General features: G+C 67.7%; 21 protein-coding genes. 18 read left to right on the top strand and 3 right to left on the bottom strand.

What is annotated here, in order from left to right; genetic code table 11:
- Positions 1-19: 19 nt before the first annotated feature.
- From SVA_RS09845 to SVA_RS09815, 7 genes are read left to right on the top strand one after another with little or no spacing between them, the layout of a single operon-like run.
- A complete protein-coding gene (locus SVA_RS09845; RefSeq protein ID WP_096461057.1) occupies positions 20-1,165 on the top strand; it encodes an amidohydrolase family protein in 1,146 nt (381 codons plus the stop codon).
- Positions 1,146-2,210, top strand: coding sequence for an Ldh family oxidoreductase (locus SVA_RS09840; RefSeq protein WP_169924047.1), 1,065 nt, complete (start codon positions 1,146-1,148; stop codon positions 2,208-2,210). Before SVA_RS09845 ends, SVA_RS09840 begins: the two co-directional genes overlap by 20 nt.
- A 37-nt stretch (positions 2,211-2,247) precedes the next feature.
- Positions 2,248-3,306 carry an alpha/beta hydrolase fold domain-containing protein gene (locus SVA_RS09835; RefSeq protein WP_096461055.1) on the top strand — a complete coding sequence of 353 codons (1,059 nt, stop codon included), beginning with the start codon at positions 2,248-2,250 and terminating at the stop codon, positions 3,304-3,306.
- A 20-nt stretch (positions 3,307-3,326) separates the two neighbouring features.
- Positions 3,327-4,583, top strand: coding sequence for a CaiB/BaiF CoA transferase family protein (locus tag SVA_RS09830; RefSeq protein WP_169924046.1), 1,257 nt, complete (start codon positions 3,327-3,329; stop codon positions 4,581-4,583).
- Positions 4,580-5,857 carry a CaiB/BaiF CoA transferase family protein gene (locus tag SVA_RS09825; protein WP_096461054.1) on the top strand — a complete coding sequence of 426 codons (1,278 nt, stop codon included), beginning with the start codon at positions 4,580-4,582 and terminating at the stop codon, positions 5,855-5,857. The genes SVA_RS09830 and SVA_RS09825 overlap by 4 nt, the downstream gene beginning before the upstream one ends.
- Before the next feature lie 28 nt (positions 5,858-5,885).
- Positions 5,886-6,710 (top strand): sulfatase-like hydrolase/transferase, encoded by an 825-nt coding sequence (locus SVA_RS09820; RefSeq protein ID WP_096461053.1) that lies wholly within the window; start codon positions 5,886-5,888, stop codon positions 6,708-6,710.
- Entirely contained in the window at positions 6,711-8,033 is a 1,323-nt protein-coding gene (locus SVA_RS09815; RefSeq protein WP_096461052.1) for a sulfotransferase family protein, read from the top strand.
- A 4-nt stretch (positions 8,034-8,037) separates the two neighbouring features.
- Here the strand turns inward: SVA_RS09815 and SVA_RS09810 are convergent, their stop codons facing one another.
- The 3 genes from SVA_RS09810 to trxB all read right to left on the bottom strand — a co-directional run bounded on the left by SVA_RS09810 (position 8,038) and on the right by trxB (position 12,701).
- Positions 8,038-10,434: an efflux RND transporter periplasmic adaptor subunit gene (locus SVA_RS09810; protein ID WP_096461051.1), complete on the bottom strand. Its 2,397-nt coding sequence runs from the start codon at positions 10,432-10,434 to the stop codon at positions 8,038-8,040.
- Positions 10,435-10,895: 461 nt separating this feature from the next.
- Positions 10,896-11,435: a Smr/MutS family protein gene (locus SVA_RS09805; protein ID WP_096461050.1), complete on the bottom strand. Its 540-nt coding sequence runs from the start codon at positions 11,433-11,435 to the stop codon at positions 10,896-10,898.
- Positions 11,436-11,750: 315 nt separating this feature from the next.
- On the bottom strand, positions 11,751-12,701 hold the full coding sequence (gene trxB / locus SVA_RS09800; protein WP_096461049.1) for a thioredoxin-disulfide reductase: 951 nt from the start codon (positions 12,699-12,701) through the stop codon (positions 11,751-11,753).
- Positions 12,702-12,810: 109 nt separating this feature from the next.
- Here trxB and ald point away from each other — a divergent pair, with 109 nt between their 5' ends.
- From ald to SVA_RS09745, 11 genes are all read left to right on the top strand, one after another.
- On the top strand, positions 12,811-13,884 hold the full coding sequence (gene ald, locus SVA_RS09795; RefSeq protein WP_096461048.1) for an alanine dehydrogenase: 1,074 nt from the start codon (positions 12,811-12,813) through the stop codon (positions 13,882-13,884).
- A gap of 66 nt (positions 13,885-13,950) precedes the next feature.
- A complete protein-coding gene (locus tag SVA_RS09790) occupies positions 13,951-16,266 on the top strand; it encodes a DNA translocase FtsK (protein ID WP_096461047.1) in 2,316 nt (771 codons plus the stop codon).
- Complete coding sequence (gene lolA / locus SVA_RS09785; protein WP_096461046.1) at positions 16,266-16,895, top strand: outer membrane lipoprotein periplasmic chaperone LolA; 630 nt, start codon at positions 16,266-16,268, stop codon at positions 16,893-16,895. Before SVA_RS09790 ends, lolA begins: the two co-directional genes overlap by 1 nt.
- 105 nt (positions 16,896-17,000) lie before the next feature.
- Positions 17,001-18,278, top strand: coding sequence for a replication-associated recombination protein A (locus SVA_RS09780; protein WP_420823883.1), 1,278 nt, complete (start codon positions 17,001-17,003; stop codon positions 18,276-18,278).
- A 2-nt stretch (positions 18,279-18,280) separates the two neighbouring features.
- Positions 18,281-18,769, top strand: coding sequence for a tetratricopeptide repeat protein (locus tag SVA_RS09775; RefSeq protein ID WP_096461045.1), 489 nt, complete (start codon positions 18,281-18,283; stop codon positions 18,767-18,769).
- Positions 18,770-18,779: 10 nt separating this feature from the next.
- Positions 18,780-19,154: a fluoride efflux transporter CrcB gene (gene crcB, locus SVA_RS09770; protein WP_096461044.1), complete on the top strand. Its 375-nt coding sequence runs from the start codon at positions 18,780-18,782 to the stop codon at positions 19,152-19,154.
- Positions 19,151-19,459: a DUF190 domain-containing protein gene (locus SVA_RS09765; RefSeq protein ID WP_096461043.1), complete on the top strand. Its 309-nt coding sequence runs from the start codon at positions 19,151-19,153 to the stop codon at positions 19,457-19,459. The genes crcB and SVA_RS09765 overlap by 4 nt, the downstream gene beginning before the upstream one ends.
- Before the next feature lies 1 nt (position 19,460).
- Complete coding sequence (gene serS / locus SVA_RS09760; RefSeq protein ID WP_096461042.1) at positions 19,461-20,738, top strand: serine--tRNA ligase; 1,278 nt, start codon at positions 19,461-19,463, stop codon at positions 20,736-20,738.
- Positions 20,739-21,163: 425 nt separating this feature from the next.
- Complete coding sequence (locus tag SVA_RS09755) at positions 21,164-21,691, top strand: hypothetical protein (protein ID WP_096461041.1); 528 nt, start codon at positions 21,164-21,166, stop codon at positions 21,689-21,691.
- A gap of 3 nt (positions 21,692-21,694) precedes the next feature.
- Positions 21,695-23,572, top strand: coding sequence for a tetratricopeptide repeat protein (locus SVA_RS09750; protein WP_096461040.1), 1,878 nt, complete (start codon positions 21,695-21,697; stop codon positions 23,570-23,572).
- Positions 23,572-26,709 (top strand): tetratricopeptide repeat protein, encoded by a 3,138-nt coding sequence (locus tag SVA_RS09745; protein ID WP_096461039.1) that lies wholly within the window; start codon positions 23,572-23,574, stop codon positions 26,707-26,709. Before SVA_RS09750 ends, SVA_RS09745 begins: the two co-directional genes overlap by 1 nt.
- Positions 26,710-26,844: the final 135 nt, after the last annotated feature.

Genomic DNA, 26,844 nt, shown 5'->3' with positions numbered 1-26,844 from the left:
AAACGTCAGGAGATCAGTCATGAACAACGCATTTGTCGTGGACGCGGACTCCCACATCCTGGAGCCGATCGATTTGTGGGAGAACTACCTGGAGGACAAGTCGCTGCTCCCGCTGGCGCCTCGGTTCTTCAACGACGAGAACGGCGATCAGCAGCTCTCCATGGAGGGCGAGCTCCTGTCGAAGAAGGGCTTCGGCCTGGGCGGTCGTAACGTCAACAAGAAGTGGGACCGCAGCCTCGGGAAGCAGAGGTGGGAGGAGCAGGAGCCGGGCGGGTTCGACCCGCACATCCGGATCAAGGACATGGACGCCGCCGGGGTCGATGCGGGCCTGGTGTTTCCGACGATCGGGCTGCGCTATTCCGGCTTCAAGGACGCGGTGCTCGGCGCCGCCTGCTGCCGCGCGCACAACAAGTGGATGGCGGACTTCGCGCGGCCGTATCCCGATCGGCTGTTCCCCATCGCGGCGCTGCCGTTCCAGGAGCCGGCGCTCGCGCTCAAGGAGCTCGAGTTCGCCGTCGAGAAGCTCGGGTTCCGGGGAGCCATGATTCGCCCGAACCCGGTCGGCGGCCGCAATCTCGATCACCCAGATTTCTATCCGATCTGGGAGCGGGCGCAGGACCTCGGGTGCGTGATCGCGGTGCACGAGGGCGGCAACATGCGCAACGCGCCGCAGGTCGGCCGCGACCGGTTCCAGAACTGGGCCTACCTGCACGCCGTCTCGCATTCCATGGAGATGCAGATGGCGGTCATGTGCGTGACGTTCGGCGGCGTGCTGGACCGGTATCCGCGGCTGCGCTTCTCGTTCGTCGAGGCGGGCGGCGGCTGGTTGCCGTTCTGGCTGGAGCGGCTGGACAGCCATGCCAGGCGTCTCGACTGGCTGCTCCCGGAGTGCAAGACGCTGCCGAGCGAAGCGTTCCGTCGTCAGTGCGTCATCCAGGTGGAATCGGACGAATCGACGATCCCGATGATCGCCGACCTCGTCGGGGAGGACTACATCGTGTGGGGCACCGACTACCCGCACTTCGACTGCAACTGGAACGGCGCCGTCGAGGAGCTGCGCAGCGCCAAGCTGTCGCGCGCGACCGCGGACAAGATCCTCGGCGGGAATCTCATCCGCTTCTACGATTTGCCGGTGGGCAGGACCCGTGCAGCGGCTGTCGGTTGAGTACGTCTCCGGCGCCGTCCACGACATCCTCGTGGGCGTGGGTACGCCGGGCGACATCGCCCGACGGGTCACCGAAGTGCTGGTGAACGCCAACCTCGTCGGGCACGATTCGCACGGCATCATTCGTATCCCCAGCTATCTCGAGGAGGTCGACGGCAAGAAGGTGCTCGTGGGCGAGCGACCCGAGATCGTGGGCGAGACCGCGGCCACGGCGGTCATGGACGGCCGCAGCGGATGGGGGGCGTACGCGGTCGATCGGGCGATGACCCTGGCGATCGAGAAGGCCCGATCCACGGGGCTCGGCGCCGTTGCGTTGCGCCGCTGCAACCACGCCGGACGCCTGGGCGAGTACGTGGAGATGGCGGCCAGGGCCGGCTGCGTCGGCATGGTGTTTCTCGGATACGGCGGGCGCGACTTCGGCGACTGCGCGCCGTACGGCGGAAAGTCGAAGGCGTTGCTGACCAATCCGGTCGCGATCGGCGCGCCCGTCGCGGGCCGGGCGCCGTTCGTGCTGGACTACGCGACCACGGTGGCGTCGCGCGGCAAGGTGAAAGTGGCGCAGAGCAGGGGCGAGTCGATGCCCGAAGGATGGGCGCTGGACTCGGACGGATTCCCCACCACGAGCCCCGACGCGTTCTTCAACGGCGGTTTCCTGTCGCACTTCGGCGGCTACAAGGGATACGGCTTGAGCCTCGCGACCTGCCTCCTCGGCGGCCTGGGCGGCGCCTTCAATCCCGCGCGCTCCGTGATGGGCGGGATCTACGTGCAGGCGATCGATGTGCGCGCCTTTCAGGATGCCGACGAGTACGGGCGCCGCGCAGCCGCGTTTCTGGACGCGATGCGCGGGTCGCCGGCGGTGCAACCGGACAGGCCCGTGCAGGTGCCGGGCGATCCCGAGGCGAAGGTCCGCGGCGAGCGCTCGGCGCGCGGGATCGAGGTTCCGGCAGGCGTCTGGAACCAGATCGTCGCAGCCGCCGCGGCGCACGGGATCCCGCTGCGGGCGCCCGAGCCGGACGCACTCGGAGACCGAGTCGCCGCGACATGACGAGCACGTTCACCCCGGACACACGGTGGAAGACAACATGAAAAAACCAGCAGGCAGGATCTACGGAAACCTCTCGAGGTCGCAGGTCGTCATGCTCGTGGCGGCGGTGAGCATGGGGCTCGTCCACTGCGCCCGGGCGGGCACGGTGGGCGCGCCCGCAGGGCAAGCCGCGGCTCCACGACCCGCGTCGTCGGCCGGCAGCCACGCCAGGGTGGCCAAACAGAAAATCGGCGAGGAGGGGAAGGCGGCGTGGATATTCACGCCCGATTCGCCGCGCCCGAGTGCCGCCCCGGTGGTCGTGTTTCTCCACGGCTATCGCGCCGTCAACCCGTACGCCTACGGCGGTTGGATCGATCATCTCGTGCGGCGGGGCAACATCGTCGTCTTCCCGATTTTCGAGGAGTCCCCGAGAGACGAAACCGACCAGATCGTGCGCAACGCCGTCACCGGCATCCGGCAGGCGTTGAACCAGCTGCAGAAGACCGGCCCCGTCCGGCCCGATCTCGCGCGCGTGGCGTTCGTCGGCCACTCGTTCGGCGGCGGCATGTCGGCGCAGCTCGCGGCGATGGCGCAGCGGGAGGGATTGCCGGTGCCGAAAGCGATACTGATGGCGCAGCCCGGCTGGCGCGGCTCCGAAGGCTATCCGGCCGGTCCGCTGTCGGAGATCCCCGCGTCCGTGCTGATGCTGGTCATCGACGGCTCCGAGGACCAGTTCGCCAAGACGCGCCACGGCGAGGACATTCTGTCCGGTGCCCGGCAGGTTCCCGCCACGCGCAAGGCGCACCTCGTGCTCGAGCCGGGCGCTCCGGGGATGCTCGCGGATCACTATGCGCCGCTGGCGCCCCACGCCGATTATCAGCTCGAACAGAAGACCGGTCGTGCCGCGCGGCGCGAACGACTGGTGAAGCGGGTGATGGACATCCGGGAAGGCGAAGAGGACGCCCTGGACCGGCAGGGATTCTGGCGATTCGGCGATGCGCTGATGGAGGCCGGCTTCCGCGGCGAAAGCTCGATCGCGGGCGTGGTCGGGCTGGCCAACGGGAAAGCGGGCGACACCGCGACGATCCGGGTGCCGATCCGCCCGAACGGTTCCTGACGGGGACGGGCGGCCGGACGGTGATCGGCGTTCCCCCGAACAGCAGGCGCGCGGACGATGCCGTCCGCTTGCGCGCGACCGCGGCGCGGCCGCTGGGATCGCTGCGCGTCCTCGACCTGACGCAGCTCCGGGCCGGTCCCTACTGCACGCGGCTGCTCGCCGGGTTCGGCGCGCAGGTGATCAAGGTGGAGCGTCCGGGGAAGGGCGATGTGCTGCGCGATCACGGCCCGTTCGTGGGCGGTCGGGCCGGGAGGGAACGAAGCATTCCCTTTCATTGGCTCAATCTGGGAAAGAAAAGCGTCACCCTCGACCTGGAGGCATCCGAAGGACGGGAACTGCTCTGGCGGCTGATACGGACGGCCGACGTCCTGGTGGAGAGCTTCGCGCCACGCGTCAAACGCCGGCTGGGACTGACGTACGACGCGGCGCGCGCGGCAAACCCGCGGCTCGTCATGACGTCGATTTCGAGCTTCGGCGAGAGCGGGCCGTATCGGGACTATCGGGCGAACGAAACGGTCCTGTACGCGATGAGCGGCGGCATGTACACCACCGGCGACGCCGACCGGGCGCCGCTGGCGGCGCGACCGGCGATGACGCAGTTCACCGCGGGAATGCATGCGTACATCGGCACGCTGATGGCGCTGTTTCGCCGAGGTCCGAGCGGCCCCGGCGAGCACGTGGAGGTCTCCATGCAGGAAAGCGCGCTCGAGAACGTCGAGATCCAGCTGGCGGAGTACCTGCACGAAGGCAAGGTCGCGCGCCGCAAAGGCAACGAACATCCCCTGGTCCCGTGGCGGACCTATCCCTGCCGGGACGGCTACGCGGCGGTCATCGGCGGACCGCTGCGACACTGGGCGAAGGCGGCCGAGATGTTCGAAGAGCCGCGGCTGCTGGAGCCGAAGCTGCGGCATGCGGCCGGCCGCATCGAGCACCGCGCCGAGGTCGAGTCGCTCCTGCGTCCGTGGCTGGCCCGACACGGCAAGAAGGACGTCTATCACATGGGGCAGGCGCGAGGGCTCGCATTCGGGTACGTCGCCGATCTGAAGGATGCGCTCGAGTCCCCGCAGCACCGGGCCCGCGGGTTCTTCGTGGACACGGACGAACATCCGGAAGTCGGACGCCTGCGCGTCTGCGGCGCGCCGTTTCTAGTGCGCGGCGCGGACTGGACGGTGGGCCGCGCGCCGCTGCTCGGGGAGCATACGGCCGAAGTATTGACCGGCTGTCTCGGCCTGTCCGACGACGGCATCGCGACGTTGCGGGAACGGAACGTGCTATGAACGATGCGCACGAGGCCGGCGCTCCGCTTCGCGGCGTGCGTATCATCGACCTCACCCACGAATGGGCGGGTCCGCACGCCGCGCGACTCATGGCGGACTTCGGCGCGGAGGTCATCAAGGTGGAGTACCTGAAGCGCCTGGATCACATGCGCGGGGCGCGGAAACAGGGCAGGGCCTACGATCGCCAGACGCGCTTCCTCCAGCTCAACCGGAACAAGCGCTCGGTGACCCTGGATCTGCGCGACGCGCGCGATCGCGCGCGCTTCGAGGGGCTGCTCCGCCTGTCCGATGCGGTCATCTCGAACTCGCGCCCCGGCGTTCTGGAGCGGCTTCGTCTGGGATACGACGATCTCCGGATCGTGAAGCCGGACATCATTCTCATGTCGCTGAGCGCCTGCGGCCAGACGGGGCCCGAGGCGTCCTACGCGGGATACGGCGGCGGCCTGGAGGCGACGAGCGGCATTCAATCCCTCACGGGGTACCTGCCGGAGGAGGAGCCGCGTCGCATCCGGGAACTGGACGTCACCAACGGCATCGCCGCGGCGGCCGCGTTGATGACGGCGCTCGTTCGCCGGCAGCTGACGGGTCACGGAACGTGGATCGACCTTTCCGAAATCGAAGCGCCGACGCACGCCCTGATCGGCGAGGAGCTCCTGGCGCTGGCCGTCAACGGCGAGCAGAGACGCCCGATGGGAAACCGGGATGCCCGCGACGCGCCGCACGGCTGCTATCCGTGCCAGGGGGACGATGCGTGGGTGGTGATCGCCGTAACCTCGGAAGACATGTGGGCCGCGTTCTGCGAGGCGATCGGTCGGCGGGACTGGGCCGAGGATCGTCGGTTCGCGACGCGCTCGGGGCGCATGCGTCACCATGACGAGCTCGATGCCGCAATCGCGGGCTGGACCGGCGCCCGAAGCGCGAGCGAGGTGACCGACCTGCTCCAGCGCGCCGGCGTCGGCGCGGGGCCGGTGATGAGCGTGGCCGATCTCGCCGAAGACCCGCATCTGCAGGCACGCCGTTACTTCCAGTCCGCGGACGCGGGCGGCCCGGACCTCCGCTTCCCCGGTTTTCCGTTTCGGCTGTCGGGCGGAGGCGCGGCCGTGCGCGCGCCCGGGCCGGCGCTGGGCGAGGGCAACGCGTACCTCCGCCACGACCTGCTGGGCGCACCGCCGGAGGCGGTCCCGGCGATCTCGGAAGACGACATCCGCACGGACTTCGACCTGGAAGGGGAACAGGACGCACCCGCGTACGCCGCGGGCAGGACGAAAATTTGACGCTCGATTCCGCAATAAGGGCTGAACGATGAAAAACAACCTGGTGTTTGTCGTGCTGGACAGCTGTCGCTACGACAGCTTCGTCGCGGCCAGGAAGCCGGCCATCGACCGACTGGGAGGCACGGAGCTCCGTTACTCCTACGCGTCCTGGACGTCGCCGTCCCATTACGCGCTGCTCATGGGGCTCATGCCGCACGGCAGTCCGCCGCAGGTCTTCGCGTCGGAGGTGTACAAGACGGAGTTCGTGCGCTGGGTGGACCGCCTGAATATCCCGAACCTGTCGTTCAAGACGTTCGTTCCCTACCTTTCGCTGCCCAAGGTGCTCAAGGAGCTCGGGTACCGGACGGTCGCGCGGGTCTCGATGCCGGTGCTGAATCAGTTCACGGCGATCAACCAGTATTTCGACGACTACAGGCTGATGTCGAATCACAACGACTTCGCGGGCATGGTGCGGGACGCGAGCTTCACCGAAGACCAGCCGTCGTTCTACTTTTTCAATCTCGGCGAAACCCACTACCCCTACATGCTGCCGAACCTGCCGCGGGTCTCGGGCGTTCACGGCGTGTTCAAGGAGCTGGGCGAACGCGAGGCGGCGACCTCCGATCACGGCGGCGCCCTGTCGTTTTTCGACCCGGCGGAGATGAAGCGCCTGCACGACCAGCAGATCCGCTGCGTCGAGTACGTGGACGGCGTGATGGGCCAGCTGTTCGACAAGGCGCCGCCGAACACGCACTTCATCATCACGGCCGACCACGGGGAGTGCTTCGGCGAGGACGGCTATTTCGGGCACGGACCGATCATGCACAGGAAGTGCTTCGAGGTGCCCTACGTCGAAGGCAAGCTGGCAAGCTGAATGAGCCGGAACGAACCGACAAGGGGCCCGCTCTTCATTCTGGGCGCGCCGCGCTCCAATACGTCGCTCGTGTGCGCCATGCTGGGGCAGCACCCGGAGCTCTACGGCATGCCGGAGCTGAACCTGTTCTGCGCCGACAGCATGGACGACTTCTGGATCCGCTTCACCGGCGCGAAGCAGTTCATGCGGCACGGGCTGCTGCGCACCGTCGCGCAGCTCTACGGCGGCGAGCAGAACATGCGGACCGTCGAGATGGCGATGCTGTGGTGCCAGGAACGGCTGCAGAAAACGACCGCCGAGGTGCACCACGAGCTGTGCGCGAAGGTCGCGCCGCGGATGCTGGTCGACAAGAGCCCGACCTACGTGTTCGAGCCGCAGATGATGATGCGCATCCAGGCGGCCTTCCCGGACGCCTATTTTCTGCATCTGGTCCGGCACCCGATGTCGCAGGGCAAGTCGATGCTCAAGTTCTCGCAGCTCGCCCTCGTGATCATGGACTCGATCGACTATTCGGGCGACGAGCCCGCGATCGATCCGCAGATTCTCTGGTACCGCGTGCAGAGGAATATCCTCGCCTTCCTTCCGAACGTCGCGCCGGAGCGCCGGCTCCTCGTGAAGGCGGAGAACATTCTGGGTTCGCCGCGGGAGGAGTTGACGCGCATTTGCGAGTGGCTCGGGATATCGACGGACGACATCGCCATCGACGAGATGCTGCACCCCGAACAGTCGCCGTATGCCGGGTTCGGGCCCATCGGCGCGAACCTGGGAAACGATCCCAACTTTCTGCGCTCGCCCGCGTTTCGCGGCGGCGCCGTCGCGCCTGCCTCGTTGCTCGAGCCGTTGCCGTGGCGGCCGGACGGCCGCGGTTTTTATCGCGAGGTCATCCAGATGGCGCTCCGGCTCGGCTACGAGCTGCCCCATGGGGCGGAAGCCGTGCCCGCGGGCCCGTCGGCGGGGAGCGACGACGTCGTCGATGAAGTGTCCGCCACCGAGGTGCAGGGCGGTTACGGGCTCCAGCGCGCGCTGATATCCGGGAGGATCCAGCGCAAGCGGGCGTTCGTGCAGGAATTCATGAGCCGCGACCCGACCCTTCGCAACCCGACGGTCTACCCGACCTCGAGCACGCCGCAGGAGACGGAGCAGCGACGGCGCGACCTCGAGTACCGGCGCAGCTGGCTGTTCGCCGCCCTGGAAGAGGCCGATCGGGAACTGACGACCACGCAGACGAAGCCGGAAGATCCCACGGGCCAGAACGACGGAAGCGCCGCGGCCGATCGGTCCGGGACGACCGCGCCGCGGCCGACGGAGAAGAAAGCCGACTGACCTCTCAGGGAATCCAGGACCAGAGCTCGATCAGGAAGAAGCGAACGAGCATCCGGGTATAGGCGACCGCCACCAGGGTATCCCCCGCTTCGACCTTGGCCACCCCCGTCATTCCCGATTTCAGCCCGTCGGATTGATTGGCGTTCACGTCCACGTAGACGTTGACGACGCGGCCGTAGGGCGTCTGCACCACCACCGGGTCGATGGAGCGGATGCGGCCGGGATACGCGATGAACGGGTAAGCCCAGGCCTTGAGATTCACCTGCCCGCCGATCTCCACCTTGCCCGCGTCCGCCTCCGGGATTTCGACCCGCGCCTGAAAGGCGGTGACGTTCTCCACGATCGCGAACAGGTCCCCCTCGCGCAGGTACGAGCCGACCTTCTTGTCGAGCTCGGTCGTGACGACCTGGCCGTCGAAAGGCATACGCAGGACCGTGCGATCCAGCTCTTCCTGGTTGTACCTCAGCTGCTCTTCCAGTCGCCGCAGCTCCGCCTCGGCCTGGACGACCTGGTCTGCGGAGGTTTCGGCGTTCGTGCGCGCCTGTTCGTAGTCCTGAGGGGTCGCGTAGCCTTCGCGGAAGAGCTGCTCGGTTCGCACCAGCTCGTTTTTTCTGAACGCGCGGGTCGTGATCAGGGCCTCGAGCGTCGCCTTCTGCTTCGCGATCTGCTCGCGGGACGTCGTGACCGCCGCTTGCTGGTCGTGGGAGTCGAGGCTCGCCAGAATCTGGTTGGCCTTGACGTGTTCGCCGCCGCGTACGTGCACCTGGGCGATCTCTCCGGCGATCCGGGCGTTCACCTGCTGGCGCACGGGGGCGAGGATCTCGAAGTTGCCGCTCGTCTCGTAGGTGTACGGCAGGAAGAGGACCACCAGCAGCAGACCCGCGAGCAGGATCCGGATGCGCGCGACCCTCGGCGGTCTGGTCGCGCGCTTCGCGGGCAGCCCGAGCCAGCTCATGCCCGGCGCGTTCTCGCGGCTTTCGGACGGAGCGGTGACGTCGGCCGGTTGCCCGCGCTGGAGGACCGCCGCCTGGCGCCGGCCACGGCGCAGAGGGTGCCAGGCCACGACGGCGATGGCGGCGACGAAGATGACGACGCCCAGCCCGCCGAGGTGGGCCTCGAGCGGCCGGCCGATGAACCAGAAGAGGGCCACGCCCACGGCCGAAAGGTAGGTCAGGATGGCGATGCCGTACGCGACCAGTACCCAGCGCGGGACCGGTTTGATCGGACGGATGAAAGACGAATCGACCGTGCGCTGCCGGCCGAGCAACGCTTGCAAGGCCCGTTCATAGAGGCCGGGTACCCGGAGCGCCATGGCGAGGAGAAAGTACGCCTCCCGCTTGGCGAGGGGGTTGAGGCTCATGCTCAGCGCGAAGGCGGAAGTGCCCATGAGCGCCAGGAAAGCCAGGTGCAGCTTGTTCCCGCTGCCGAGCGTCAGGAGCCATCCCGTGCTGCCCAGGACGAAGAGCAGGAGCTTGGCGTTCAACGACGCCGTGACGATTTCCCGCCTGCTGTTCAGCGAAACGAGCGGCATTGCCGAGGTGTCGGCGTGAAAGCTGGGGATGACGTTGAGCGCCAGCGCGACGCCGAATCGCGGGGTCGCCGGCGTGTGGCGGGAGATCGCACCGAGGCGCAGCAGCTGGACCAGCAGGTTCGTCAGCAACGCCGCCGGAAGCAGAGTGGGGAGGAACGTCCACGGTCCGAGGAGGCGGACGAGATCCTGGCTGAGCAGCGTGAAGTTCTCATGGAGCCCGAAAAGGCAGGCCGCGAAGGCGGCGAGCAGGCCGACGAGCGCCGCATTGCCTTTGATGAGTCCGGCCACGGAGCGGAAAACGGGTACCAGGCCCGAGACGGGAATCGCGAACAGAATCCGCTGGTGTGCCCGGGTCGCCGGCGCATCGAGGGTGATGCCTTCGGCCTCGAATGCCGTTTCGGCATTCGAGGCTCGGGAAGCGACGGCGTCGCGACCGGCCGATGCATTGTGCCGCGCCTCCGGTCCATCCGTCCCGGTCAGGGCAAGATCCGGCGCGCCGACGGTCGAGCGCCGACCGGCACGCAGGGCGTGACGGAATGTGCGCAGCCCGGCGCCGATCGTCACCGTCCCGCTGGCCCGGCTCGCCTGATCGAGCGCCTCGGCGTCGTCCAGCAGATTGCGTTCCCGCAGCGCACCGATGAACTCGGCGAGCTCTTCCGGGGCGAGCTCGATGTTCCTGTCGCGTCGATAGAGCGCGAGAACGGATTCCGGCGAGCGGGTTCCGTCGAACAGGCTGGCGAGCGCGTATTCGTCTTCGGTCAGGCGATGTACGGACCGGTCCAGGGCGCTGACCACGACGACGTAGCGCCCCAGCGCGGCGGAGCTACGCTCGGCCGCGGTCTTGCAAGCGAAACGATAATGTTTGTCCATGCTTCACTAGTGTTGTCTTCAGCGGATTCCCGCGACGGGATATCGCTGCTCAGTCCGGACCATGGATACCGGAGCGCTGGCGGCCGTCCGCCCGGATCGGATGTCCGCCCGACGCGGGCGGCCGACCGCGGTTCGGATGCTCTGGGCGTCGCCGTGCGGCGTCGCCTGACACTCCCCCTTATTACCCCTTTTTTATACCGACGAGCGTAACACTATACCTGACAGGGGGCTAAGGCTACATCGGACGTGCGGCCATCGGGCCATCGTCGTCGCCACCGCTCCGGCCGGCACGCGAGATCCGTTTATGCGGAGAATCTTCGAGCAGATAAGCGAGGTTAGGTCAGGGAATGAAGGTAGGGCATCAAGATCCTGGAGCCGGTCCGACCGTGCAGAGTGGCTAACGGAAAACGGGCAGGCGTCCGGCGGCCGACGATTCAGGCCGGTGCCGGCAGATATCGTCCTCAGTTCCTTCGCAGGAGGACGTACGCGGCCCCGGTTCCCCCATCGCGGGGGGTGGCGGAGCAGAAGGCCAGCACCTCGTCCTTCTGACGCAGCCACGTGTTCACCTTGCCCTTCAGCACCGGCATCTTCCCTTCGGAGCTCTTGCCCTTGCCGTGGATGATGCGCACGCAGCGTTTGCCGTTCGCACGCATGACGCGGATGAAATGGTCGAGGCGTTCGCGGGCCTCGGGCACCGTGTTGCCGTGCAGGTCGAGCTCGCCTTCGATGGCGTACAGGCCGCGGCGCAGCTTGCGGATCACGCTGTGCTGGAGGCCGGGACGGACATGGAAGAGCTCCTCGCCGGTCTCGATCTCGCAGGCGTCGTAGTCATCGGAGAGCAGGCTGCCCATCACTTCGCGGGCATCGCGCAGGGACTGCTCGGGGACGGGTTTGCGCTTGGAGCGATGGGGCGCGATGCGGTCCTGCCGGACCGGCCGGATCTTGCCGACGTGCTCGCGAAAGAGGGCCGCGGCTTCTTTGTCGATCTTCTTGGAAGCCATGGCTGGCTCCGGCTGAGGCGCGAGGTAGCTGTTCCCGCGCGCCGACTGACTCTGTGTAAGCGCCTGTCCGTCTGCGTTCTGTCATCGCGAGCGCAGCGAAGCCATCTGCGCCCGCAAGCATCTTCAGCGAAAGAGATTGCTTCGTCGCTTCGCCCCTCGCAATGACAATACGGGTTCGACGCGTCCTCCCTCGCCCCGCTTCCGGGGAGAGGGCGGGGGCGAGGGGCGGTCGAACGATCGTGCCTGTTGTTACTGCCCCTGACCCTGCCCGTTTCCGGAGAGAGGGAATTTCAAGGTCGAGGCCAGTATAGCAGGCTATTTCTTGAGGCTTTGCAGGTAGCGGTCGGCGTCGAGGGCGGCCATGCAGCCGCTGCCGGCCGAAGTCACGGCCTGGCGGTAGACGTGGTCCTGCACATCGCCTGCGGCGAATACGCCGGGCACGCTGGTGGCCGTGGCGTTTCCTTCCATTCCGCCGCGTGTCTTGATGTAGCCGTTCGCCATCTCGAGCTGTCCCTCGAAGATGTCGGTGTTGGGCTTGTGGCCGATGGCGATGAACACGCCCTGGACGTCGAGGTCCTTGCTGCCGCTCTTGCCCTTGACGCGCAGGCCGGTGACGCCGCTCTTGTCGCCCAGGATCTCGTCGACCTCGCGGTTCAGCTCGAGGGCGATCTTGCCTTCGTTCACCCGCTCCATGAGATGGTCGACCATGATCGCCTCGGCCCGGAACTTGTCCCGGCGGTGGACCAGCGTGACGTGCGAGGCGATCCCGGCAAGATAGATGGCCTCTTCGACGGCCGTGTTGCCGCCGCCGACGACGGCGACCTTCTGGCCCCGATAGAAGAAGCCGTCGCAGGTGGCGCAGGCGGACACGCCCTTGCCGCGGTACTTCTCCTCGGACGGGATGCCGAGGTACTTCGCCGACGCCCCGGTGGCGATGACGAGCGCGTCGCATGTGTAGTCTCCGCCGTCTCCCGTCAGCCGGAAGGGCCGCGCGCGCAGATCCACCTTATTAATATGATCGAAGACGATCTCGGTCTTGAAGCGATCGGCGTGCTGGCGCATGCGCTCCATGAGCGCGGGTCCCTGAAGTCCTTCCACGTCGCCCGGCCAGTTGTCGACGTCGGTGGTCGTCATGAGCTGACCGCCCTGTTCGAGGCCCGTGATCAGCACCGGGTTGAGGTTGGCGCGGGCGGCGTAGATCGCCGCGGTGTAGCCGGCGGGACCGGAACCGAGGATCAGAAGACGGCAGTGCTTCGCATCAGGCATCGCGCGAGAGTCTCCGAGCGGGAGGGAAGTAAACCCGGGCTTTGTCGGGTCATGAGTAAATCGGCGCGTAATGCTAACCTACGGCCGCGAAAAGCGTAAAGGCGATCCCATGCGCATCGGCGTGCCGAAAGAGATCAAAGCAAAAGAAGGCCGCGTGGCCCTCGTTCCGCCGGCGGCGGGCGAGATGGTGAAGGCCGGGCACGACGTGATTCTCCAGTCCGGAGCGGGCGAGGGCGCCGGCTATCCGGACGAGGAGTACCGGAGGATCGGCGCCCGGATCGTGCCGGACGCGCGCAGCCTCTACGGCGAGGCGCAGATGGTGCTTAAGGTGAAGGAGCCGCTCGAGAGCGAGTATCCGCTGCTGCGTCCCGATCACATCCTCTTTTCCTATCTGCACCTGGCCGCCGACCCCCGGCTGACGCAGACGCTGCGCGACGTCGGCCTCACGGCGGTGGCCTTCGAGACGGTGGACGTGGGCGGACGTCTGCCGCTCCTTGCCCCGATGAGCGATATCGCCGGGCGGCTTGCGATCCACACGGGCGCGACGCTGCTTCACAGCCACAACGGCGGTCGCGGGGTGCTGCTCGGCGGGCTGGCATCGAGCGAGCGCGGGCGCGTGGTCATTCTGGGGGCGGGCGTTGCGGGCGGAAGCGCGGCCGCGGCCGCCGCGCAGCTCGGCGCGCAGGTGACGGTGTTCGCCCGGCACCGCGACTCGCTGGAGCGCATGCATGCGCTCGGGGCCAATGTCACCGCGCTCCCGTCCTGGGCCGAGCCGGTCGAGCGCGCGGTGCTGGAGGCGGATCTGCTGATCGGTGCGGTCCTCGTGCCCGGCGCAAAGGCGCCGAGACTGGTGACGGCGGAGCAGGTGCGCCGCATGAAGCCCGGAAGCGTGATCATCGACATTTCGATCGACCAGGGCGGCTGCATCGAGACGATCCGGCCCACCACGTACGAGGAGCCTACTTATATATACGAGGACGTCGTGCACTTCGGCGTGACGAACATGCCCGGAGCCGTTCCGCGGACGGCCTCGCAGGCGCTTTCGACGGTGCTGACACCCTTCGTCCTGCGGCTGGCGAGCGTGGGGTCGGCCGGCGTCGCGCGCGATCCGCTGCTCGCGAGCGGTCTCAATGTAGCCGGCGGTCGGATAGTGCATCCCCGCGTGGCCGAATCGGTCGCGTAATCCTTGTCCCACGGTGGGGAAAAAGCGAAAATCTGCGTGTTTTTTGAGCCTTAGCGCAGGAATTTCGTGAGCCAGGCCACCTGGAAGAAGACCGCCGTTCCGCTGACCCCCCGCGTCATCCGTCTGCTGCGCGAGGTCGCCCTCTATCTGCTCGCCGCCATCGGCGTTTACCTGCTGATTGCGCTCTGGACGTACCAGCCGGACGATCCGTCCTGGTCGTACCGGGGCGCGAGCGCCGCCGTGGAGAACGGCGGGGGACGCGTCGGTGCCTGGTTGTCGGATCTGCTGTTTCACCTCTTCGGCTACGTCGCCTACCTCTTCCCGGTCATGATCGCGGTCGGGGGGTGGCGCATCTACCTGCACCGCAACGACCCGGCGCCGGCCAGCCTTCAGCACCGGCTCATCGTGGGGGGCGGTTTCGTGCTGGCGATCCTCGGGGCCTGCGGCCTCGCGAGCCTGCACTACGCCCAGAGCCGTACCGGCATGCCGTTCGCGAGCGGCGGCTGGGCCGGCAACGGTGTGGGCCTCGGGCTCGCCTCGGCCTTCAGCTTCACGGGCGCGACGCTCTTTCTGCTGGCGCTGTTTCTATCGGGCGTGACGCTCTTCACCGGCATCTCGTGGCTCCGGCTCATGGACGCGACCGGGCGCGCGGCGCTCGACGGGTTCGCCTGGACGAGGGACTTCGTCTCCGCCCAGTACGACCGGATTCTCGGCATGCGGGCGCGCAAGCAGCGCCAGGAGACGGTCAAGGTCGAGAAGAAGGTCCTCGCGAAGCACCCGCCGCCCCGCATCGAGCCGGTGGTCGTCAAGCCGCAGCCGAGCAAGCGCGTCGAGCGCGAGCGCCAAGTGCCGCTCTTCGAGACGCCGGGGGCGAAGGAGCTCCCGCCGCTCTCGCTGCTCGACCCGGCCGAGAAGCAGAAGGGGATGCAGTTCTCCAAACAGTCGCTCGAAAGCATGTCGCGTCTGCTCGAGAAGAAGCTGCTGGACTTCGGCATCGAGGCGCAGGTCGTCGCCGTGCACCCCGGGCCCGTCATCACGCTCTTCGAGCTCGATCCGGCGCCGGGCGTGAAGGCGGCGCAAATCACGAATCTCGCGCGCGACCTCGCGCGCTCGCTCTCGGTCGTGAGCCTGCGCGTGGTCGAGAACATTCCGGGCAAGAGCTACGTCGGGCTCGAGATCCCGAACGAGGTGCGCGAGACGGTGCGCCTGTCCGAGGTGCTCGCCTCCCAGGCGTACGAGGAGGAGCAATCGCACATCGCACTCGCCCTCGGCAAGGACATCGCGGGCCATCCGATCGTGATGGACCTCGGCCGCATGCCGCACCTGCTGATCGCCGGCACCACCGGCTCGGGCAAGTCGGTCTGCATCAACTCGCTGATCCTGAGTCTCGTCTACAAGGCGACGCCGGAGCAGGTGCGGATGATCATGATCGATCCGAAGATGCTCGAGCTCGCGGTGTACGACGGCATCCCGCACCTGCTGTCCCCGGTCGTGACCGACATGAAGCAGGCGGCCAACGCGTTCAAGTGGTGCATCGCCGAGATGGAGCGCCGCTACCGCCTCATGGCGGCGCTCGGCGTGCGCAACCTCGCGGGCTTCAACCGCAAGGTGCGGGAGGCGCAGGAGGCCGGCAAGCCGCTGCTGGATCCGCTCTACACGCGGCACAACCCGGAGGAGCTCGCGCCCGAGCTCAAACCGCTGCCGCTCATCGTGATCCTCGTCGACGAGCTGGCCGATCTCATGATGGTGGTCGGCAAGAAGGTCGAGGAGCTGATCGCCCGGCTCGCGCAGAAGGCCCGCGCCTCGGGTCTGCACCTCGTGCTCGCGACCCAGCGGCCCTCGGTCGACGTCATCACCGGCCTCATCAAGGCGAACATCCCGGCGCGCATCGCGTTCCAGATGTCATCCAAGGTGGACTCCCGGACCGTTATCGACCAGATGGGCGCGGAGCAGCTCCTCGGTCAGGGCGACATGCTCTTCCTGCTGCCGGGCTACGTGCACCCGACGCGGATCCACGGCGCGTTCGTGGCGGACCACGAGGTGCACAAGGTCGCGAGCTTCCTCAAGAAGAGCGGTCAGCCGATCTATGACGAGCAGATCGTGTCCGGCGATTCCGGCGTCAACGATCAAGGCATCCTGCAGGAGAGCGGGGACGGCGAGAGCGTCGGCGAGGGCGAGGCGGACCCGCTCTACGACGAGGCACTCAAGATCGTCACGGAGTCCCGGCGGGCGTCGATCTCCGGCGTGCAGCGGCGGCTCCGGATCGGCTACAACCGCGCGGCCCGGCTCATCGAGGAGATGGAGCGCGCCGGCGTGGTCGGGCCGCTGCAGCCGAACGGCAGCCGTGAGGTGATCGCACCTCCGCCGCCGCGGGTCGACTGATGAGGCGCCTCCTGCTCGCGGCCGCGCTCGCCGGTTTCATCGGGCCGCTCGTCGCCGCCACCGAGGCGCCGGGGGCGATCCAGAGTCTCAATCGCTTCTTCAACGAGGTGAAGAGCTACACGGCCGCGTTCCACCAGGACCTGCTCGACGAAACGGGCAAGCCGGTGCAGGAATCGACCGGGCGGCTGTGGATCGAGCGCCCGAACAAGTTCCGCTGGAACTACGACAAGCCGTACAAGCAGCAGATCGTCGGCGACGGCGGGAAGATCTGGATCCACGACGAGGAGCTGCAGCAGGTGACCGTGCGCGAGATGGGGCAGGCCTTGCTGGATACCCCGGCCGTGCTGCTCGCCGGCAAGGGGCGGCTCGAGGACCAGTTCACCATCAAGAACCTCGGTACCCAGGGCAAGCTCGAGTGGGTGCAGCTCGTCCCGCGCAAGAAGGAGAGCGGTTTCGAGGAGTTCCGGATCGGGTTCGAGAAGGGCAAGATCCGCCAGCTCGATCTGGTGGACGGCCTCGGGCAGACGACACGCTACACGCTTCGCGACGGGATGGAGAACGTGAAGATCAGCCCCGCGCGCTTCGTGTTCGAGCCGCCGCCCGGCGTCGACGTGGTCGGGGAGCCGTAGCGCGGAATGGGGGTGAGCGCGATGCGCAAGTCGCAGGGAACGCCGGACCGGCAGGCCTCTTTCGGGGCCCTCGACGCCGCACCCTGGCAGCCGCTCGCGGACCGCATGCGGCCGCGCACGCTCGACGCCTTCGTCGGACAGGAGCACATACTCGGTGCCGGCAAGCCGCTGCGCCAGGCGATCGAGGCCGACGCGCTGCACTCGATGGTCCTCTGGGGCCCGCCGGGCACCGGCAAGACCACCCTCGCGCGCCTGATCGCCTCGCTGTCGGGCGCACACTTCATCGCGATCTCGGCGGTCTTCGCGGGCGTGAAGGACATCCGCGCCGCGATCGACGAGGCCCGCCGGGTCCGCGCCGAGGGCCGTCGGACCGTGCTCTTCGTCGACGAGGTGCACCGCTTCAACAAGGCGCAGCAGGACGGCTTTCTGCCCTACGTCGAGGACGGCACGATCGTCTTCATCGGCGCCACGACCGAGAACCCGTCGTTCGAGCTCAACAGCGCGCTCCTTTCGCGGGCGCGCGTCTACGTCCTCAAGGCGTTGAGCGAGACCGATATCCGGGGCGTGCTGGAGCGTGCGCTGGGCGATCCCGTGCAGGGTATCGGGGATCGGGAGCTCGGCGCGGAGCCGGAGGCGCTCGACCTGCTCGCCCGCGCGGCGGACGGCGACGCGCGCCGCGCGCTGAATTTGCTCGAAATGGCCGCCGATCTGAGCGAGGCGGGCGAGGGGTTGACCGCCGCGAGGGTAAGGGAGGTGGTGGCGGGCGGGACGCGGCGCTTCGACAAGGGCGGCGAGGTCTTCTACGACCAGATCTCGGCGCTGCACAAGTCGGTGCGGGGGAGCGATCCGGATGCCGCGCTCTACTGGTTCGCGCGCATGCTCGACGGCGGCTGCGATCCGCTCTACGTCGCCCGTCGGGTCGTGCGCATGGCCTCCGAGGACATCGGCAACGCCGATCCGCGCGGGCTCGACCTCGCGCTCAAGGCGTGGGACGTCCAGGAGCGGCTGGGAAGCCCCGAGGGCGAGCTTGCGATCGCGCAGGCGATCGTCTACCTCGCGTGCGCCCCCAAGAGCAACGCCGTCTACCTCGCGTTCGGCGAGGCCATGCGCGACGCGAAGAATCTCGGCTCGCTCGACGTGCCGCTGCACCTGCGGAACGCACCCACGCGGCTGATGAAGGAGCTCGGGTACGGCAAGGAATACCGGTATGCGCACGACGAGCAGGACGCGTACGCCGCCGGCGAACGCTACTTCCCGGACGGCATGGAGCGGAGACACTATTACCGGCCGGTTCCGCGCGGACTCGAGGAGCGCATCGCGGAACGGCTGAAAGCGCTTCGCGAGCGCGATCGCCGCGCGGGCCGCGGGGAACGGGAGACGTAGGAATGCGACGCTTCGGAATCATCGCGGTGATCGCTTCGTGCCTGGTGCTCGCCGTCACCGCCGACGCCGGCGGTTCGCCTCATGCCGACGCGCTCACGGCGTACCAGTCCGCCGATTACGAGCGGGCCATGAAGCTGTTTCGCCCGCTCGCCGAGCAGGGCGACCCGCAGGCCGAATATTACGTGGGCCGGATGTACGAGAAGGGGCAGGGGGTCGAGAAGGACAACGAGCAGATGGCGCTCTGGTACCGGCGCTCGGCCGAAAAGGGCTACGCCCGGGCCCAATACAAGCTGGCGGTCGGTTACGCCTTCGGCCTCGGCGGCGCCGAGCAGGACGACGCCGAGGCGGTAAAGTGGTTGAAGCGCTCGGCCGAAGGCGGGTATCGGCGCGCGCAGAAGACGCTCGCGCGCGGTTACAGCGAGGGGCGCTTCGGGCTGCCCCGGGATCCGCGCCAGGCGGAATACTGGAACCGCAAGGCCGCGCGGCGATGACCCCGTCGTCATGAGCCAGGTCGTCGCAATCGCGATCGGCGGCGCGGCGGGCAGCGTGCTCCGCTACTGGATGTCGACGTCCGTGCACGCGCTGCTCGGCCGGGGCTTTCCGTACGGCACCCTGTCGGTCAACGTGCTGGGGAGCCTGCTCATGGGTTTCCTGTTCGTGATCTTCCTCGATCGCATGGGGAACGACACCGTGCTGCGCGCCGGGGTGCTGATCGGCCTGCTCGGCGGCTTCACGACCTTCTCCGCCTTTTCGATCGAGACGTTGAACCTGATCGAGCAGGGGGCGCACCTGCGGGCGGCCGTCAACGCGGGAGCAAGCGTGTTGCTCTGCGTGGCCGCCGCGTGGATCGGTGTCCTGCTCGGGAGGCAGCTATGAAGCAGAGCGAAGTCACGGTGGTGCGGATCTACCTCACCGAGGCCGAGAGGGCGATGAAGAACCTGCTCGCCCGGCTTCACGATCAGGAGAAGGTGCGCGGCGTGACCGTGTTCCGCGGTATCGCGGGGTTCGGGCGCTCGGGGGTCATGCACTCGTCGACGCTCCTCGATCTCTCGCTCGACCTGCCGGTCGTGATCGAGTTCTTCGACGAGCCGGCGAAGGTGCGGCGGATTCTGGCTCATCTCAAGGACACGATCCCGCCCGGCCACGTGGTGACGTGGTCTGCGAACGTGAACGAGGGCTGACATGCTCGATCCGCGACGGCTGCGCACGGACCTCGGTGCGGTGGCGCAGGGTCTCGCGCGGCGGGGTTTCGCGCTCGATACCGCCTCGCTCGAAGCGCTCGAGCAGCGACGCAAGGATGCGCAGGTGCGGGTGCAGGACCTGCAGAACCAGCGCAACGTCATGGCCAAGCGCATCGGTCAGGCCAAGGCGAAAGGAGAAGACGCCGGCGCACTCATGGCGCAGGCGAAGGGGATCGCCGACGCGCTCCAGGCGCGCGAAGCGGAGCTCGGCGACATCCAGCGGGAGCTCGAGGAGCTCGCGCTCGGGATTCCGAACGTGCCGCACCCGAGCGTGCCGGACGGTCGGGGGGAGGAGGACAACCTGGAAGTCCGGCGTGTCGGGACGCCGCGCGATTTCGACTTCGACCCGAAGGACCACGTCGATCTGGGAGCGCGGCTGGGACTCGATTTCGACGCGGCCGCCAAGATCGCGGGCGCCCGGTTCGTGGTCATGCAGGGCGCGCTCGCCCGGCTGCATCGGGCGCTCATTCAGTTCATGCTCGATCTGCACACGCGCGAGCACGGCTACACCGAAGTGTACGTGCCGTACATGGCGAACCCGGCGAGCCTGCGCGGCACCGGGCAGCTCCCCAAGTTCGAGGCCGACCTGTTTGCCGTGCGGAGCGAGCAGGGCTACTACCTTATCCCGACGGCCGAGGTCCCGGTCTCCAACCTGGTGCGCGACGAGATCGTGCCGGCGGAGCGCATGCCGCTGCGGTACGTCTGCCACACGCCGTGTTTCCGCAGCGAGGCGGGGTCCTACGGCAAGGACACGCGCGGGATGATTCGCCAGCACCAGTTCGAGAAGGTGGAGCTGGTGCAGGTCGTGCGGCCGGAAGAGTCCTACGACGCGCTCGAGCGTCTCACCGCCCACGCCGAAGAGGTGCTGAAGCGTCTCGGGTTGCCGTATCGCGTCGTCGCGCTCTGCGGCGGCGATCTCGGCTTTTCGGCGGCGAAGACGTACGACATCGAGGTCTGGCTGCCGGGACAGAAACGCTACCGCGAGATTTCGTCCTGCAGCAATTTCGAGGATTTCCAGGCCCGGCGCATGCAGGCGCGCTGGCGCAATCCCGCGACCGGCAAGCCCGAGCTCGTGCACACGCTGAACGGCTCCGGTCTCGCCGTCGGACGCACGCTCGTCGCCCTCATCGAGAACGGCCAACAAAAGGACGGAGCGATCGCCGTTCCCGAAGTGCTTCGTCCGTATTTCGGCGGGTCGAGTCGCATCGAGCCCGCCTGAACCGCGACATCGGCGTCGACGCTCGCGACGCCGGAAACCGACCCGCCGGCGTATGCGACTTGCGCCGCCCGGCCGGCTTTCTCCGCTCGGGCAGCGCGCCCCTACCGCTTTTCCCGCCGTTTCGACCGTTCGTGGTCACGCACGGTGCAGGTCGCCGTGGCGGGCGACCGCGCATCGTCGTCGCCGGCGAACCAGGTATGGAAAACTCGGTACGCCGCTTCGCGAACCTGACGCTTCGTCGGCGGCGAGCGGTAAGCGCGCACGGGGTCGTCTACGTTGACAGCGACCGTTGCTCCGATACTCTCAAGGGAGAGGATCGAGGACGCGATTCAATGGAGCGGCCAGGCCGATCCGGCAACGCCCGCATCGAAACCCCCTGAGAATCACCGTTGGCTCCTGGGAGCCGTAAACGGGAGGTCAATGTCATGTATCGGCTGGTTCTGGCCGCGTTGTTTGCTGCAACCTGTGTCGCCGCCTCGGCGAGCGCGGCCGAAGAGGTGTCGCGCGAGCAGATCCAGGGGCTGGACGAGCAGATACAGGAAATCAAATCGGATGTCCTCGGCATCGCGGCCGAGCTGAGCCGGCTGGAAGAAAAGCTGCTCTATCCCTCCAACACGCAGGTTTCCCTGTTCGTCTCGCTGCCGCGGGGCGCAAAGTGGCGCCTCGACGCGGTCGAGATCCAGATCGACGGGAAGGCGGTCGCGCATCATTTATATACCTACAAGGAGCTCGAGGCGCTGCGGCAGGGCGGCGTGCAGCGCATCTATACCGGGAACGTCCTCAAGGGCGATCATGACCTGCGCGTGAGCGTGCTCGGCAAGGCCGAGAGCGGGGGCGAGTATCGCCAGAGCGGAAGCTTCAAGCTGACCAAGGACGTCGGTCCGAAGCTGGTCGGGATCACCTTTGCGGGGCCCGGCGCCGGCGAGCAGGGCATTTCCCTCAAAGACTGGTAGTCCATGCGTCGCGCCTTACTCTGGGTTGCGGGGCTCTCGATCCTCTCGTCCGCTCTCGCCGCCAACGCGCCCGCCCGGGGCCCGCTGCGGGATCTTTATTTCGGGGAGGCGCTCTACCACGCCTATCAGGGCGAGTACTTCGACGCCATCGCCCGACTCGATACCGAGCTGGGCCAGCACTACGGGCTGGACGAGCCCGAGCTCGACTCCCTCCATCGGCACATCGGCGAAGCGGAGTTCGCCGTCGGCGACTTCGAGCTTTACTACCGCATGCATCACCGGGCGGGACGGGCGATCAAGGCCGTCCTCGAAGGCGATGTGGAGCAGTCGGTCCGCAACGAGGCGGCTTACCGTCTGGCGCGCCTCCACTTCCAGAAGAACGATCCGGTCAATGCGCTCCATGCGCTCGACCGCATTCAGGGCAAGGTCCCGGAGCGGATCCGCGACGACGTCGCGTTCCTGCGCGGGCAGGTCCTCATGGCCACCGGGCGCTTCGACGACGCCGTGAAGATCCTGAGCGGCCTGCAGGGGGCGAAGGGCTTTGAAGGGTTCGCGGCCTACAACCTCGGCATCGCGCTCTGGCGCGGCGGGCACCCGGAGGAGGGCGGCCGGCAGCTCGACAGGGCCGGTCAGCTCGGCGGCAGCGAGCCGGCGACGCTCGCCATCCGGGACAAGTCGAACCTCGTGCTCGGCAGCACCCTGCTCGAGAACAAGCATCCGGAGCAGGCGCGGCCTTACCTCGAGCGTGTGCGCCTGGTCGGCCCCTATTCCAACCGGGCGCTGCTCGCGGCCGGCTGGGCGGACGCCACGCTCGGTCGCTTCGATCGGGCGCTCGTCCCCTGGACGATACTGATCAAGCGCGACGTCACGGACGAGGCCGTGCAGGAAGGGCTGCTCGCAGTCCCCTTCGCCTACGGCAAGCTCAACGTTCACGGGAAGGCCGCGCTGCTCTACGGAGGCGCGCTGGAGGCGTTCGGGAAGGAGCTCGAGCGGCTGTCCGCCTCCATCGCCAGCATCCGCGACGGGAAGTTCCTTGTGGCGCTCGCCCGGGAGGAGATCAAGCAGGACCGCAATTGGGTCGTCAACCTGCGCAGCCTGCCCGACAGCCCCGAGACGTACTACCTGACGGATCTCATGGCGTCGCACGACTTCCAGACCTCGCTTCGGAACTACCTCGACCTGGAGGAACTGCGGAAGAAGCTGATCGCCTGGGACGAGAGTCTCGACGCCTACGAGGAGCTGATCGCGATCCGACGCGCCTACTACCAGCCCCTGCTCCCCGACGTCGACCGCACGTTCCGGGTGCTCGACTCCCGGATGCGCCTGCGCCTGGAGCAACGGGAACGCGTGGCCAAGCGCATCGACGCCATGCTGGTCGCGCCGCGGCCCGATTTCCTGGCGACGGCAAACGAGCGTCTCGTGCGCCAGAGGCTCGCGCAGATCGAGCGGGCGGCGCAGAAGTCCCGGGGCCCGGGGCGGGACGCTCTGCTGGAGCGCGTCGGGCGGTTGAGGGGCCTGCTGCATTGGCGCATCCGGACCGAGTACGACCGGCGCCTGACCGAGGCGTACAAGCACCTGCGGGAGCTCGACGCGGTGGTCGACGTCCTGAAGCAGCAATACGACTCGTTCGTGCGCACCCGCCAGGCGGCGACCCAGAGCTACGAGGGATACGAGCTCACCCGGCAGCTGCGCGTGCGCGTGCGCGAGGCGCGGGAGCAGGTCGCGACGCTCATGACCCGGCAGGGGCGCATGCTCGAGACGATGGCCGTCAACGAGCTGGAGAGGCGGTCGCGTCGGCTCGAGGAATACCAGGTGAGAGCGCGGTTCGCGATGGCGGACAGCTACGACCGCGCGACCCAGAGCGAGGAGCGGGTGGACTGATGGGCCCGGCGCCCCGCATCGCCGTGCTCGCGCTTTCCGCCCTGGCGATCTCGTGCGCCTCGACGGGCGACCAGGCCACGCTCGCGGACCTGAAGAACGTCACCATCGAGATCAAGGAAGAGCGGATCGAGGGCGGGATCGAGAAGGCGATCGAGGGCTACGAGCAGTTCCTGGCGGCGACGCCCGAGTCGCCGATGGCCCCGGAAGCGATCCGTCGGCTCGCGGATCTCAAGATCGAGAAGGAGTACGGCATCATCGGCGCCTCGTCCGAGCGCGCCAGGGCGGAGCGCCCGACCGGGGCGACGATCGACAGGCCGGCGCCCTACGAGGCCGCGCGCAGGCAGGCGACGGCCGTGCCGGCCGCGCCAGCGCGGGGGTCGCGCCCCGTGGCGGCCGAATCGGAGCGTGACTTCGAGAAGCGGGCGACCGAGAGCCAGGCGATCGAGAGCGTTGCGCAGACGGGCGACGCGCCTCTGCCGGCCGCGGCCGATCTCGAGAGAGCGGGCGCCCGGGACGCGATCGCGCTCTACAAGCAGCTCCTGGCGAAGTACCCGCTGTACGACCGCAAGGACCAGGTGCTGTACCACATGTCGCGCGCGTACGAGGAGCTGGGCGAGCTCGACGAGGCCATGGCGGTCATGAACCGCCTCGTGAAGGAGCACCCGCGATCCCGTTACGTCGACGAGGTCCAGTTCCGGCGAGGCGAGTACTTCTTCACGCGCAAGAAGATCCTGGACGCAGAGGACGCCTACAAGGCGATCGTGGACATCGGCGCCCGATCGCCCTTCTACGAGCTCGCGCTCTACAAGCTCGGGTGGACGTTCTACAAGCAGGAGCTCTATGAGGAGGCGCTCGACCAGTTCGTCGCCCTGCTGGATTACAAGATCGCGACCGGCTACGACTTCGAGAAGTCGCACGACGAGCTCGAGAAGAAGCGCGTCGACGACACCTTCCGGGTGATCAGCCTGAGCTTCTCCAACTCCGGTGGACCGACCGCGGTCACCGAGTTCTTCGGCAGGACCGGCAAGCGGCCCTACGAGGTCGACATCTACCGCAATCTCGGCGAGTTCTACCTGGACAAGCGCCGCTACAACGACGCGGCCGTGACGTACAAGGCGTTCGTGCAGCGCAACCCGCTTCACAGAATGTCGCCGCACTTCGACATGCAGGTGATCGATATCTATCGGAAGGGCGGCTTCCCCAAGCTCGTCATCGACTCCACGAAGGACTTCGCGCGCACGTACGGGCTCAACGCCCCGTACTGGAAGCACTACGATCCCAAGGCGCACCCGGAGGTGGTGGGTTACCTGAAGAAGAACCTGTACGACCTGGCGAACCACTACCACGCGCTCTACCAGGACAAGCGGCTGGACAGGGACAAGGGCACGAACTTCCAGGAAGCGCTGACCTGGTACCGGGAGTCGCTCGCGTCCTTCCCGCAGGACGCCGACGCCCCGGGGATGAACTACCAGCTGGCCGACCTGCTGCTCGAGCACAAGGCGTTCGGGGACGCCGCGCGCGAGTACGAGAAGACGGCCTACGACTATCCGGGCCACGAGAAGGCGGCGGCGGCCGGGTACGCGGCCGTCTACGCGCATCGCGAGGCGCTCAAGGGGCGCGCAGCGGCCGGAAGCGAGATCGTCCGGGAGGAGATCATCCGCAGCTCGCTCCGGTTCGCGGACACCTTCCCGAAGCACGAGAAGGCCGCGGTGGTGCTCGGCGCGGCGGCGGACGATCTCTACGAGACGAAGCACTACGAGCGCGCGCTGGCGACGGCGCAAAAGCTGATCGGCCGCTTCCCGGACTCGGAGCAGGACGTCCGGCGCGCGGCCTGGCTGGTCGTGGCCCATTCCTCCCTCGAGCTCCAGCGGTTCAAGGACGCGGAAGACGGCTATCTGACGGTCCTGCGGCTGACGGCCGAAAACGACAAGGCGCGCGAAGCGGTGATCGACAACCTCGCCGCCTCGATCTACAAGCAAGGCGAGCTCGCGAGCAAGCAGGAGGATCACAAGACGGCGGCCGGACATTTCCTGCGGATCGGTCACATCGCGCCGACCTCGAAGATTCGGCCGGCGGCCGAGTACGACGGCGCGACCGCGCTCCTGCATCTCAAGACATGGGACCGCGCGATCGAGGTGCTGCAGGCGTTCCGCAAGAACTACCCGGGGCACACACTGCAGCCGGAGGTCACGAAGAAGATCGCGTTCGCCCACAAGGAGGCCGGCCAGCCGGCGCTGGCGGCCGCCGAGTACGAGCGTATCGAGACGGAGACGAAGGAAGAGGAGCTGCGCCGCGGCGCGCTGTCGCTCGCGGCCGAGCTTTACGAGCAGGCGGGACAGGCCGGGCAGGCGCTGCGGGTCTACCGCCGCTACGTGGAGCACTTTCCGCGGCCCGTGGAGATGGCGCTCGAGATGCGTTACAAGATCGCGGGCCTTCTCAAATCGGCGAACGACACGAAGGGCTACGTCGCCGAGCTGAAGCAGATCGTCGACGCCGACGCGCGGGCCGGCAGCGCGCGCACGGACCGCACGCGGTACCTGGCCGCCGTCTCGGCACTGGCGCTGACCGAACCGCTGTACGAGCGCTTCACGGCGATCAAGCTGGTGAAGCCGTTCGAGAAGAACCTGGTCCGAAAGAAGGCGGCGATGAAGGAGGCGACCGACGCTTTCGGCAAGCTGGTCGACTACCAGGCGGGCGAAGTGACCGCGGCGGCCGCCTACTACATGGCGGAGATCTACCACCACTTCGGCCGGGCACTCATGGAGTCGGAAAGGCCGGACAACCTCGATGCGCTCGAGCGCGAGCAGTACGAGCTGGCGCTCGAGGAGCAGGCCTATCCCTTCGAGGAGAAGGCCATTGCCGTGCACCAGAAGAATCTCGAGCTGCTCGGCGTCGGGGTCTACAACGCGTGGATCGACAAGAGTCTCGAGAAGCTGGCGAAGCTGATGCCCGCCCGCTACGCGAAGGCCGAAGACGATCTCGACTTTGTCGATACCATGGGTCCGTACCGATACGAGGCGACCACCGCGCCTGCCGCCCCGGCACCGGCCACCCCGGCCGAAAAGCTCGTGCAGGCCGAGCAGACCGAACAGGCGTCCCCGCAGCCGACCACCCCGGATACGGTCCCCGCGCCGTGACATCGCGGCCCCGGCACGCTGCGCCGTCGCCGAACCGGAAAAGCGAAGAGGGCGGGAAGTGTAGTTCAACGAGACGCGATGGCCAGACGGTTCGTCGCCGTCGGACGGCCGGCGGAAACGGGGCGCGCCGCGTTG

It is taken from the genome of Sulfurifustis variabilis, from assembly GCF_002355415.1.
Classification (GTDB): Bacteria; Pseudomonadota; Gammaproteobacteria; order Acidiferrobacterales; family Sulfurifustaceae; genus Sulfurifustis; species Sulfurifustis variabilis.
Note: the sequence above shows the minus strand (reverse complement) of the source record. Positions and strands in the feature narration are given on the sequence as shown.